Below are 11,858 nucleotides of genomic sequence, written 5' to 3' on the forward strand. Positions count from 1 at the left end.
ACTCCCGTTTAACGAACCAGCTTGCCGATATGCTCGAGTATAGGCGTCGCCACCGGCTCGATCTTCTTGCGCATGACACTGCCCACCGCATCCGTAAGGGCAAAGATAGGCGCCACCAGTCGCTCGCCAATCAGAGACAGGAACAACATGGATTCGATGCGTGTTTTCTGATCGGGGACTGTTGTCAAAACCTGCTGTAGTGCCTCGGGTGGTTTGGCCAGGGTCTCACCGACGATGCGTTCGATCTCGGCCAGTTCGCGGATCGGCTCATCCTGTTGTCGGACCGACTCAAAATAATCGCGCACGGTGTCAAACAGGCGTACCACCACGTCCTGGTTGGAGGGTTTTTTCAGGACCTTTTCCACCGTCGACAGATAGGTCTGGCCAGGCGTCGAGAGTAGACGTAGGAACTGTTTGGCAAACGGGTTATCCGCCTCGACAAGGGGCGCGAGCGCCTCATGCACGGTCTCATACTCCGCATGGGCGGAAACGGGATCGGGCAGGTCGTCGGGTTGACTGGCGAGAAAACCGACATAGAAGGCGTTTTTGCGATTGGCCTTTTTCCAGATCGATTCTCGGGTGGCTTCATCGATGAGTCCGGGCGTTTGCAACACCAGTCGGACCGACTCCATCTGTGCCAGGGGCTCTTCCTCGAAGGGCATAAACTCCACCAGGAATTCCGATAAGACCGGCCCCATTTCGCCATCGACAACCTCCTGCCTGTCCAGCATACGGCGGGCATTTTCCGAACTGGGCATGGCCCACCAGGCCCGTCGTGCCACCTCGTCGGTGATGCCAGCGGCATAGACCACTGCCACCACCGCCTCAGGCTCGCCCAGCAACAACAGCTTTTCCAGGTTATCGGCGCGTTGCTGGCCCATGCGGGTCCAGCGACGCAGGTAGATGGGGTAGCCGCCGGGCGAGCCCAGGACGTGTGTGGAGAACAGCTCCTTCACCATCTTGATGTATTTTTCGTCCTTGCAGTTGGGATTCAACTGGACCTTGGCTTCGCCCTTATCGGACAGGGCGTAGACGATCAAATTGGACTCATCGATGCGCACGGCATGTAGGTTTTGCGCCAGCAAAACGTTCAGGCGCAGGCTGTCTTCAGCAGATAATTCCATTGAGTTTTTTCTTGTGTTTAGTTGAGCTGGATGCGGGTACCCCATGGTACCTTGGCCTTGCCCTTGATCAACCAGATCACCGGGTATGGCGGCTCGTGCTCGGGGAACTGACCCTCGGCATCGGTGAAGTAGACCAGAATGTCGGGCTGGCGGTCCAGTCTTTCGGCCCACTCAAAGACCGGGGAGAATGAGGTGCCCCCTCCCCCTTTAAATTGCTTCGGCAGGCTGAACTCCTCCCAGGGCTCATAGCGCCAGGGGCAACCCTCGGCAAGTTCGGCGTCACAGGCCACGAGGGTAATACGGGCCCGCATCTGACTCTTGATGGCATCGATCTCGGAGACGAATTCGCCCATCTCGCGCTCGCCGATGGAGCCAGAGATATCCAGCGCCACCACCACATCGATCTGTTCGCTACGCATACTGGGGAAGATGGCCGGCCCCTCACGGCGTCCCGATGGACGTGAATAGCTGTAGTCGTCGCGTGCAATGGAGGTGAGATAACGGGCCAGCAGCATACGCCAGGGCAGTTGCGGCTGTAGCAGGTGATCCACCATGCGTGCCATGGCTCCGCCTAGTTTACCGGCCTGCATGGCCTGCTGGGCGGCGCCGGCCAGGCGCTGCTGCCACTGCACATCCAGGGTCTCGCGCTCGGCATCGTTTAGCGGCTTGGGTTGTGGCGCACCACCGGCTTCCGGATCGACCTCGGGATTATTGTCGCCTGCGTTCTCGCCTTCGCCCTCGTCCTGCTCGCCACCCTGGTCGTCCGGCTCACTCTCGCCCTTGTCCTCGTCGCCGTCGCCCCGCTCCCAGTCGCTGGATTTGCCCCGGTTCTGCTCCGACTGGTTCTCGTCGTCGTAGATGTGCTGGTCCATGGGCTGGTCATTGTTATTGTCGTCGATGGAGGGATAGATCTCCTCGGCGGTCATACCCTCAAAGCGACTGTCGTGGAGCATGCCGATGGGCGGCTTCAGACCATCCTTAATGAGCAGCGGGTTGATGGCGTAATCGCAGGCCAGGTCCCAACGATGTCGGACCCGGTGCTGACGTCGGGCAAAATGAGACAGGGCACAATGCAGGGCCTCGTGGGCGAGGATGAACTGGGTCTCGTCGAGCGTCAGGTGATCGATAAACTCGGCGTTGTAATAGAACTTTCGTGCGTCGGTGGCCGTGGTCTTGCACCACTCAGGATTGCCCTCGATCATGGGCAGGCGCAACACAAGAGCCCCGAGAAAGGGCTTCTCAAGGATCAGGCGCGTCCGTGCCGCCGCCAGCTTCTTCTCGATGGCCTCGGTGTCCATGCCCATGGCCCCGTTATTCGTAGATCACCAGGTCGGCGATGGCCTCGGCCCAGTCGGCGAACTGCGGCACGGCGAACAGGTCCTGCCCGATGGCGCGGTGCATATCGGAGACCATCATCACGCCCATCTCCTTTTGCGGGAACCGACCGGCGTAGTTGAGGATATTACCGTGTACGTCGTTGGCCGCCTCGGTGCCGCGGGCACGAATGGCGCGTCCCACCAGGGCGGAGGCGACGGCATATTGCAGGTCGATCTCCCTGGGGGCGTCGACTTCCTCACCCAGGATAATGGACTCAAGGTCCGGCATGTTGTCGAGATTGTCGATGAAGGCATTGAGCTCAATCCCGGCGGCGGGCCCGACACAGGCCTGCAGGGTGCCCAGCAGCAATTGCGGGTTGTCACCGAACTTCTTCAAGGCGTTGTGGGCGAATTCCCAGGAACGTGGAGAGGGAAAGGCCACCGGATTGTGGGCCGGGTCAAAATCGAATAACAGGTCGGGACGAAAACGCAGGAAGGCGATGATTCGCTCGTCGATATTATGCTCATAGGCCCAGGCGACCCAGTCGTCCAGATTCACATCCACTTCGAAGTGGGAGAAGCGATTGGCCAGCGGCGCCGGCATGGTGTAGGTCACACCACGGTCGCCCTGGCGGTTACCGGCGGCGAAGATGGCCCAGCCTTCGGGGACCTGGTAGTTACCCAGGCGACGATCCAGGATTAGCTGGTAGGCCGCGGCGGAGACGCTGGGCGGCGCCGAGGTGATTTCATCCAGGAACAGAATCCCTTTGGGTCCGTGGCGCTCGGCATCGGGCAACATGGCGGGGATGGCCCACTCCACCTTGTCCTCGACCCGAAACGGAATGCCACGCAGGTCCGAGGGCTCCATCTGCGACAGGCGCACATCAACCACCGGGGCATTAAATTTATCCGCCACCTGGGCGATCATTTGCGACTTGCCGACACCCGGAGGCCCCCACAGCATGACCGGGGTATGGTGGCCGCTGGCGGCACTTTGAAATTCCTTCTCGAGAATGGGTAACAACTGAGCGGGACGCATTCTGAACTACCTTTCTGTTTGACTGCAATGCGGCCTAGAATCCGGCCAGCTTGTACCATTTCTGGGCCTGTTCCGGGTCTTTTTCAACCCCGTTGCCCTCTTCATACATCATGCCCAGGGTGGTCATGGAGCCCTGCAGGCCCTGTTCGGCGGCCTTGGTAAACCACTCCACCGCAATGGCCGGGTCCTTATCGGTACACTCCCCTTCCAGGTACATGAATCCCAGGCCATGCTGGGCCATGGCGTGCCCCTGCTCGGCCGCGGCCCGCATCCATTTCAGGGCGCTCTCGGGATTGGGGGCCATGCCCAGTCCATTTTGCAGCATAATGGCAACGCGGTACTGGGCCTCGGCATTGCCCTGCTCGGCAAAGGGGGAGAGATACTGGATGGCGCGGGAGAAATGCTTGGATTCGAAGGCGGACATGCCGCTGTTGAATTCCATCATTTCCTTGTCGTTCATATCGGTTTCGATCATGGTTTGATGCTCGGCCTATTTCTTACCAAAATACTCATGTATATTATCGCCAGAAATACGGACGGCGTATACCCCCTTCGAGAGATCGGGTATTGAAATCTCACCGACGGGCCCATAGAACCTGCTCCATGGGGATATTCAAGCACCTGATCCGCAAGGCTATACTTCCCCACCGTCGTTCGAACCCTTAACCCAAAGGCACAGCAATACGCATGAACGAACAAGACGCCGCAACTGTGTTGCGAAAGAGCATACAAAAGGTCGCCACCGGTCCCGAATACAGTAAGGACCTGAATGTGGAAGAGACCCGAGTCTCCATGGAACATATTCTGTCGGGCCAGGCCGATCCCGTCCAGGCCGGTATCTTTTTCATCGCCCTGCGTATGAAGCGCGAAAGCGATGAGGAAAACGAGGGTGTCCTGCGAGCCATACTGGATCACGTCAAACCGGCCACTGCCGAGGTCGATGAACTGGTGGACATTGCCGATCCCTATGACGGCTATGCCCGTGGCGTTCCCGCCTCGCCCTTCCTGGCACCGGTACTGGCGGCCTGTGGCGTCGCTGCCGTCTCTCATGGTGCCGAGAGCATCGGTCCCAAGTACGGTGCCACTCATCACAAGATCCTCAGAGCCGCCGGTAAAAAGGTGGACATGAGCGTGGATGAAGCCAAGGCACAGATCGCAAACCCCGATATCGGTTGGGCCTATATCGACCAGAAGGTCTACAACCCCGGTTTGCATGAGCTACTTCCCTTGCGTGCCCGCATGATCAAACGCCAGGTGATGACCACCGTCGAGGTATTGGTCGGTCCCATCCGCGGCCGCAAGCAGACACACTTGATGACCGGATACGTGCACAAGGCCTATCCGCCCATCTACGCCCGGCTGGCTCGCCAGTCAGGCTTCGACTCCGCCATGATCGTCCGTGGTGTAGAAGGTGGTATCATTCCTTCCCTGCAACAGGCAGGCAAGTACTGGTACTACTACGACAAGGGTGAAGAGCAGATGCAGGAACTGGATCCGAAAAGCGTTGGCATCGATCAGGCCAGCCGTGCGGTTCCGATTCCGGAAAGTGTCCCCGCTGCTGCTTCACAAAAGGATGAAATCGACAGCGCTGTCGATATCGATGCCCTGGCTCGCATCTCTGCCGAGATGGGAGTTGAGGCATTATCAGGAAAAGCGGGACCTATGCGCGATTCTCTGGTATATTCTGCCGCGATTTGCTTACACCACCTGAAGCGCTATGATTCACTTCAGTCAGCAGCAGATGCGGTACGGGATGTACTGGACAATGGTTCCGCACTGGAAAGATTTCAACGAGCTTTAACTTAAGTTATGCCCGTTTATCCATCGGGCCCTGTTAGTTAAGGAGGAAAAAATGGATCAGACTTACTACGACACCACCGTTGCAATGGAAAAGGCCGGTGTAGACGCCGAGTACATCCAGGGCTGGCAGGGTGGTTACCTGCACAACCCCGAGCGTGAAGAGCAGCGCGTGACTGAAGCCTACTCTGCCGGTTACGAAGACGGCAAGGCTCGCAAGACCGACGGCTACTCAAGCTGGGCCAAGTAATCGAATAGTTTTATTCGATTATCGAAAAAAGGCGGGTCATCGTGACCCGCCTTTTTTTGTGCCCGGAAAAAGGAGCCTGCTTACAATAACGTCGGCGTTAGCAATCCACTGATCTGCCTAGTCCGTCTTGAACAGGTCATTGAATCCTTTCTTTAAACTCTTCATCGCCTCGGGCACCTCGATATCCATAATCTGTGACTGTATCCACTTATTGTCCTTCGGCCCCATGGCGCCTGCCACCTTTTCACCAAGATAGCGGCACATATTAAAACTCGGCTCTTCGTTCTCGAAACTGAACTCGGCGTAGTCAGCCATACGTTCATTGAGCTTGGGGATGTATTCCGCGTCCACTTCCTCGTTGGACATGCCGTAATCATTCAGATTGGTTTTCATCTGGCGTAGCGTGTTCATGGCCATGGTGGTGACATAGGTGGCACGCTGTTCTTCGTCCAGGGACTCATAGGCAAGGCGATCGGCGATATGGATCAGAAAGGCCATGCTTTCGAAGATCACATCCAGGCGCTGTTTCTGCGTGTCGGTCTGAAAGTCTTCGTTCTCCATACGCAGCACCAGGTTCTGGGCGATACGCCAGGCGATAAAGGCGAGCGCACCGGCGATCTCCTCAATGCTGTGTTCCTTGTCTTTTACATTCCAACGGCTCTTGATTCTCACCGTGACTACCTCTTGTTTGCGATAGGCGCCATTGTACACCGCTTCGGGCCGGTCACCTGTAACTCTTTGGCAATATGGCTGTCTAACTGTGGCAGCCACTGTGCAAGCTTGCTAGGATAAATATCAGAGCAATATAGTCAAGTTTAAATTACGACGGTGCATTCTATGGGAACCTTCCTCGACGATCTCAAGACCGATGTCCAGCAAAACTGTCACATCTCCGACGCACGCTATGCCGCCGATTACACCATCTGCATTTACCTGATGAAGATGCGTGAATTCTTTCGCTGGGAAAATGGTCTGGGCTATCAGGACCATCTGCCCAAGGACGAGGTGGGTAACTGGTTGCGTGAGCGAGAATCACTCTGGGAGTCGGTGGAAGCTAATGACTTTTTGCCTATCAAGACACGCCAGCAAAGCTTCGAGCCTTTCGATGTGGACAACATCAACCAGGGCCTCAACGCAGATGGTTATATCTATGGCGCGGGGCTGGGCATCGGCGCCAGCCCCCACTTCTTCCTCGCCGAGATGGAGCAACGCCATCAGATAGGCGATACCACCATCCTGGTTGCCGGACGTGAGCTGGCACGTGATCTCAGCTCGCCCCCCGCCATGAGCCAGGGTAAGACCATCTATATACGCCGCGAGTCGCTCAGGCGAACCATGTGGGAGCGTCTCGAGAACTGGAACTGGAACCGGCCACAGAACGCCATGGCACGCGCCCTGACGCATTTTGACATTGAAGGCGACCTGGAAGGCGCACTGGATCACATGACCGCTGTCGAGACCGATACGGTGCTTCACCATGAGTTTGGCGAGGTGCAGGCCGGCGAGATGTTGGGCGAAGAGTGGCATGATTTGCTCATCTCCCTGCCCCGCTCACGTGTTGAATTCATGGCCCGAGCCGTACGTGACCTGCTGGCCGACAGTCTCTCCACCCTTCCTCACCTGCTCGAGAAACAGGACGAGGCCAGCCTGCATCTCTATATCGCCAACCTCAATGGCATGCGCAAGGAACTCGCACCCGGTCTCAAGCAGGCCTATGACCACTGGATAGAGAGCGGCGATCTGGAGCAAATGGAACGCTTCGCACAAATGGGACGTGATCACTGGCTGGAGACGGCGCAGCGACTGGTTGAGCTTCACAAGCAGGAAGGTATTTCCGGCATGAAGGCGATGCAGCAAATGCTGGAACAAAGTGCCGCACACTAGGTATCGATTACACTAATGTCATCGAGTATCCGATTTGGTATCTGTCGACAGACAGGATACGAACACCAGCCATGATATAATCACGTCCATTCGAGTTAATCAGCCAAGATATTAATGGAAAAAGAGATCACACCGCTCAAGTCTATCGTCGAGGTCAAGCCAAACAGCTTTATCTTCGAACAACGGAATTCCATTCCAGCGGAGGCCTGCGCAGAAATCATACGCCGCTTCGAAGCACAGGAAGACGAACAATATGAGGGCCGCATCGGTCAGATTGTTGCCTCGGATCAGAGTATCAAGAAAACCACCGATCTGGTCGTCAGTGGCAAGGACAACTGGAAGGACGTCGACAACGGTCTGCACTACTCACTGGGCATGGCACTAAAGGAGTTCCGCGAAACCTTTCCCTATTTCAAGGGCCCCTTCAAGGACATGGGTTATAACCTGCAGCGTTATAACCCCGGCGAGTATTATCACTGGCACATTGATGGCGGTAGTCATGACTTTAGTCAACGCCAACTGGTAGCCCTGTGGTATCTCAATGATGTGCCCGGTCCCGGCGGTGAAACGGAATTTTTATACCAGGATGTAAAGGTTACGCCCGAGGCAGGTAAACTGATCCTGTTCCCACCCTTCTGGACGCATGAACATCGTGCCGCTCGGGTTCAAAAGGGCGTCAAGTATATCGCAACCACCTGGATTGTATTCGCCTGAGGGCTATATGCTGGCGCCATGTTCGCGAGCCAATGCCAAACGGCTTGCTTCGCTTGGATAGTCACTCAGAGGCGACTGTAGATACATCTGCCACTGAGAAAAGTCTTCGGCGAGATCGGGGTTCGTACCCTGACATCCGAGCAGGTTGATAATGTAGTCGCCGACCTTCCACGGCCCCTCTCCCTTTAATTCCCCTTTAATCACATAGATCCCGTCGTTGGCTTCCATCTGGTCCCAGAATATTTCAAAGAACAGGATCCCGTCGGGATGGGGAAACAATTCGGCGATCACCTTCTCACCTCCATGGGGTGATTTGATCATCAAGGGTGAAGTAACTGTAAAGATCTCGGCCATGTCTATCTAGATCTAGCGCACATAGATTTCGGTCTGCATCATGTCGCCCTCGTCATCATACATAACCTCTTTTGCACCGGGCATGCGCTTGAGGATGTAAGCGGCCATCATGGTTGCCATATTCTGGTTTTCCTGCTCGATGGCTGTCAGCAATTTATCCGCAACAATTTGACACCGCTCCTTGGTGGTCGGGTCATCGATCCAGGTGCGGCCCATCTGCCAGCCCTTGGACATGTCTGCGTCCATCTTGTTGAACATTTCATCGGCCTCACCGAGCATGAAGTCCGGCACCGTCACTTCAAAGGTTTGGCCATCGATAATAACATTGAGTATCATGTGTGTTTACCCGTGTAAAAACAGTAAGTTATTATCACGCATTGTAACGTGATAAATGCCCAGGAGTTAAGCGTCCATGTTGTTGCATATTCCCAATGTATTGAATCGAAACGACCTTGAACATGTCCATGGTCTGCTGGGCAAGGCACGCTTTGTCGATGGTAAGCTCTCTGCCGGCATGGCCGCAAAACGCGTCAAGAACAACCAGGAAGTGGCGCGCGAAGAGACACAGCTGTTGCAGCAGCTCAATAACGTAGTCATGGGACGCCTGGTACAACATCCGATTTATCTCAACGCTGCCCTGCCCCTACGCATCGCCACACCATTTTATGCCCGCTATGGACAGGGTATGACCTATGGCGACCACGTCGACGATCCGGTCATGGGCCCGGGTCCAGGACAACAGTACCGCTCCGATCTCTCCATTACCGTATTTCTAAATGATCCTGGGGATTATGAAGGCGGCGAGCTGGTGGTGCGAACATCTTTCGGTGATCGCAGCATCAAGTTACCGGCGGGGGATGCCATCATGTATCCCTCCTCCAGCATCCATCACGTTGCCGAGATCACATCCGGAGAGCGTGTTGTTGCCGTTACCTGGCTGCAGAGCATGATACGGGACCCGCAAAAACGAGAATTGCTGTACGAACTCAACCAGGCGCGTGAGCAGTTGTTGAAGTCTGCGCCCGAGGCCGCCGAGACCAAACAGGTCGATCGCAGTTACGTCAACCTGGTACGGATGTGGTCCGAGGTCTGAATCAACACAAACTCATTGCAAAAGAAAAGGGCCGCATAAGCGGCCCTTTTCTCAGGAAACGGTTCAAGCCAGCAACTTAAGGGCGTGAACCCTTGTCGGCATGGGCCATTTCGTTGACCTTGGCTGCCAGTTCGCTGTACTTCTGGCGATACTCTACGTACTCACCTACGAAGTATTCCTGAGAGGAAATCTTGCCAGCACGCTCGGCTTCCATGAACTTCTGCTGCATTTCCAGCATTTCTTTGATCAAAGCTGCTTTTTCGCTCATTTTCTTTACCTCTATGCCCGAGTTACGGTGGGCCATTTTATAGCACGGGGCGGGGGAAACTACCTATATCCAATTGGTAGTATACCCCACCCCGTGCGGGTTACAAAAAAGATTAATAACCGCCTTTACGGCGAGTTTCCGGCAGCCCCGCGACCTTACCGGCCTGCTTGGAGGGCATGCCCGGGAACAGTGCGAAGGTATCCTTCTGCCCGATACGGCCACCCCATTTGTCACCCATCGCCTTGAGGATGGTGCGCTCGTTGGGCTGATTGTTGCCGTTGTTTATGTACTCATCGCGCAGATAGTTGATGATGTCCCAGTGCTTGTCGGTCAGTTCGCCGATACTCTCAGCTTCCGCGATGACCTTGGCCACATCTTCGTTCCAGTCTTCCAGGTTAACCAGGTAACCGTTTGCATCAGCTTCGATAGTTTTACCATTCACTTCGTAAGCCATGGTATTTCTACCTCCTCGTCTTGAAGTTTACGTAAGATTAATCCATAGATTGGGCTTTCCCATCCTCACTGGTCACCGCGGTGATGCCCTTGTGTGGAATAAAAAGTCCGAAACCTTTCATACGTCCTTCGCCCAGGCCTTTTTGTTGCAACAATAAGGCGTGTTCGGGCGACAAGTCTGCAACTAACAGTGTACGTGTCAGTCTTTCACCTTCTGGCAATTCGAAGGTGTGGGTCTTACCGGCCATCATCTTGCGCACTGGTATACCCAGTTCCTTCAACTCCGATGCACAGCGTTGAAGAAAATCATTTTCACTTTCGCTTGCGTGTCCCAACACGTAACGCGAGAACATGGTTGGCAGAGCATTGAAAGGGCGCACCACGGACTTAGTAAACTCAAGCTCGTGGCCTGCGACATTCACTACCTTGCCTATCAGTTGCTGTGCGTCACTTACGCGCTGTTTGGGGACGCGTATTGTAAACTTGGTTCGCCGGGAAAGATAGAGAAAATCTCCATCCGGCCGCTCCCAACCGTTGCCGGATTCTGCCACATGTATGAGATGGATACCGCAGTCTTCTTCTTCCTGCATCCAGGGCAGCTCATCAACAATCGTCTCATGCAAATCGTGGGCGTGATCCACCGGAAGGGTTTTACCCGACACGGTAAACACGACATCGACTGCGTTCTCTTGCAGTTGTGATTCGTCCTGCTTGTCGTCTTCGACCCAAAACATATCTCGACTCCGACTAGCGTGAGGTGAACGCGCTTTCGAGGCGTTCTTCCCAATCGTCCGGTGTATCCTTGAAGGGTGGCTTTACATCCATCTGGAAGAAGCGCTCACCCGACTGTCCACGTTGTTTGACAACATCCAGCAACTCTTTGAAGGTAGCCAGTTCGTGTTCCTGTATCAGAACTTCGCTCAAGTACAGCATGTTAAATATCCTCTACAGTGACATTTGTCCGGGCGATTCTGTCGTAATATCGCGCCCGGTACAGAAGACGTTTGCTACCCACTATTTCATCGTCTTCGAATTCGGTCCGACTGTGTAATACGTTATTGCAGATCAGGCCCTGACCGGGCTGCAGGTGATGGCGGAAGATGTAGGGACTGTCGGAGTCCAGCAACTCTTCAATAAAGGCCACCGCCTCCTGCGTCGCGCCATCGGCTTTCCAGTCGATATTGCGCTTGCGCTTGGTGTAACGCATATGCAGGTTGCCATGCTCGTCGATGGAAAAGACCGGCCCACTCTGTGTACCACGGATCTCTTCGCCGCCTTCAACATTGGGCGGAATCGACATCACATCCGGCGCCATCATGGCCTTGACCATCGCCGGATCGGCATCACGCATCATTAGATACACCAGCTCATGATCGAGTAGCGCATTGTGTCCGCCTTGCGCCGCATCCTGGACACAGTGCAGGATCACACCTCGAATCTGGGCCTCGTCGGCATTGTAGTAACCATCGGTGTGCCAGTTTAATTGACGGTTTGAGTAGGGCATATATCCATTTTGTCTACCCCCCGGGATCACCGTCAACGACGTAATGCTGTCCGCCTCGGCGC

17 protein-coding genes are annotated in these 11,858 nt (G+C 55.3%); 5 read left to right on the plus strand and 12 right to left on the minus strand.

The annotated features are described in order from the left end of the window. Positions 1-8: 8 nt before the first annotated feature. Genes HUJ28_11695 through HUJ28_11710 form a run of 4 tightly spaced genes read right to left on the minus strand, consistent with a single transcriptional unit; the run spans position 9 to position 3,921 of the window. Positions 9-1,124 carry a sulfur reduction protein DsrS gene (locus tag HUJ28_11695; protein ID MBD3620123.1) on the minus strand — a complete coding sequence of 372 codons (1,116 nt, stop codon included), beginning with the start codon at positions 1,122-1,124 and terminating at the stop codon, positions 9-11. A gap of 17 nt (positions 1,125-1,141) precedes the next feature. Next, the gene (locus HUJ28_11700) at positions 1,142-2,422 is read right to left on the minus strand and encodes a hypothetical protein (protein ID MBD3620124.1); all 1,281 of its coding nucleotides are present in this window, start codon (positions 2,420-2,422) and stop codon (positions 1,142-1,144) included. A gap of 13 nt (positions 2,423-2,435) precedes the next feature. Beyond that, the gene (locus HUJ28_11705) at positions 2,436-3,479 is read right to left on the minus strand and encodes a MoxR family ATPase (GenBank protein MBD3620125.1); all 1,044 of its coding nucleotides are present in this window, start codon (positions 3,477-3,479) and stop codon (positions 2,436-2,438) included. 34 nt (positions 3,480-3,513) lie between these two features. Then, positions 3,514-3,921, minus strand: a complete 408-nt coding sequence (locus tag HUJ28_11710; GenBank protein MBD3620126.1) for a sel1 repeat family protein — start codon at positions 3,919-3,921, stop codon at positions 3,514-3,516. 245 nt (positions 3,922-4,166) lie between these two features. On the opposite strand from HUJ28_11710, the gene HUJ28_11715 reads away from it, so the two are divergent. Both HUJ28_11715 and HUJ28_11720 read left to right on the plus strand, forming a co-directional pair. Then, complete coding sequence (locus tag HUJ28_11715; GenBank protein MBD3620127.1) at positions 4,167-5,285, plus strand: anthranilate phosphoribosyltransferase; 1,119 nt, start codon at positions 4,167-4,169, stop codon at positions 5,283-5,285. Positions 5,286-5,331: 46 nt separating this feature from the next. Beyond that, a complete protein-coding gene (locus tag HUJ28_11720) occupies positions 5,332-5,526 on the plus strand; it encodes a hypothetical protein (GenBank protein MBD3620128.1) in 195 nt (64 codons plus the stop codon). A gap of 117 nt (positions 5,527-5,643) precedes the next feature. Here the strand turns inward: HUJ28_11720 and HUJ28_11725 are convergent, their stop codons facing one another. Next, on the minus strand, positions 5,644-6,198 hold the full coding sequence (locus HUJ28_11725) for a hypothetical protein (GenBank protein MBD3620129.1): 555 nt from the start codon (positions 6,196-6,198) through the stop codon (positions 5,644-5,646). A 165-nt stretch (positions 6,199-6,363) separates the two neighbouring features. Here HUJ28_11725 and HUJ28_11730 point away from each other — a divergent pair, with 165 nt between their 5' ends. After that, complete coding sequence (locus HUJ28_11730; protein MBD3620130.1) at positions 6,364-7,410, plus strand: hypothetical protein; 1,047 nt, start codon at positions 6,364-6,366, stop codon at positions 7,408-7,410. A gap of 114 nt (positions 7,411-7,524) precedes the next feature. Beyond that, complete coding sequence (locus tag HUJ28_11735; GenBank protein ID MBD3620131.1) at positions 7,525-8,124, plus strand: 2OG-Fe(II) oxygenase; 600 nt, start codon at positions 7,525-7,527, stop codon at positions 8,122-8,124. A gap of 3 nt (positions 8,125-8,127) precedes the next feature. Here the strand turns inward: HUJ28_11735 and HUJ28_11740 are convergent, their stop codons facing one another. Further along, positions 8,128-8,478, minus strand: a complete 351-nt coding sequence (locus HUJ28_11740) for a hypothetical protein (GenBank protein MBD3620132.1) — start codon at positions 8,476-8,478, stop codon at positions 8,128-8,130. 12 nt (positions 8,479-8,490) lie between these two features. Then, complete coding sequence (locus tag HUJ28_11745; GenBank protein MBD3620133.1) at positions 8,491-8,814, minus strand: hypothetical protein; 324 nt, start codon at positions 8,812-8,814, stop codon at positions 8,491-8,493. A 76-nt stretch (positions 8,815-8,890) separates the two neighbouring features. Here HUJ28_11745 and HUJ28_11750 point away from each other — a divergent pair, with 76 nt between their 5' ends. After that, complete coding sequence (locus tag HUJ28_11750; protein ID MBD3620134.1) at positions 8,891-9,571, plus strand: Fe2+-dependent dioxygenase; 681 nt, start codon at positions 8,891-8,893, stop codon at positions 9,569-9,571. Between the two features lie 76 nt (positions 9,572-9,647). Here HUJ28_11750 and HUJ28_11755 read toward each other — a convergent pair whose 3' ends face one another. From HUJ28_11755 to HUJ28_11775, 5 genes are all read right to left on the minus strand, one after another. Beyond that, complete coding sequence (locus tag HUJ28_11755) at positions 9,648-9,839, minus strand: hypothetical protein (GenBank protein ID MBD3620135.1); 192 nt, start codon at positions 9,837-9,839, stop codon at positions 9,648-9,650. 112 nt (positions 9,840-9,951) lie between these two features. Further along, positions 9,952-10,293 carry a TusE/DsrC/DsvC family sulfur relay protein gene (locus HUJ28_11760; GenBank protein ID MBD3620136.1) on the minus strand — a complete coding sequence of 114 codons (342 nt, stop codon included), beginning with the start codon at positions 10,291-10,293 and terminating at the stop codon, positions 9,952-9,954. Positions 10,294-10,330: 37 nt separating this feature from the next. Beyond that, positions 10,331-11,026: a type I-MYXAN CRISPR-associated protein Cas6/Cmx6 gene (gene cas6 / locus HUJ28_11765; protein ID MBD3620137.1), complete on the minus strand. Its 696-nt coding sequence runs from the start codon at positions 11,024-11,026 to the stop codon at positions 10,331-10,333. Positions 11,027-11,039: 13 nt separating this feature from the next. Continuing rightward, entirely contained in the window at positions 11,040-11,225 is a 186-nt protein-coding gene (locus HUJ28_11770) for a sulfur relay protein DsrC (protein ID MBD3620138.1), read from the minus strand. 1 nt (position 11,226) lies between these two features. Then, the coding region (locus HUJ28_11775) for a TauD/TfdA family dioxygenase (GenBank protein MBD3620139.1) at positions 11,227-11,858 on the minus strand (632 nt) is incomplete at its 5' end.

Source organism: Chromatiales bacterium (assembly GCA_014762505.1).
Taxonomy (GTDB): Bacteria; Pseudomonadota; Gammaproteobacteria; order SpSt-1174; family SpSt-1174; genus SpSt-1174.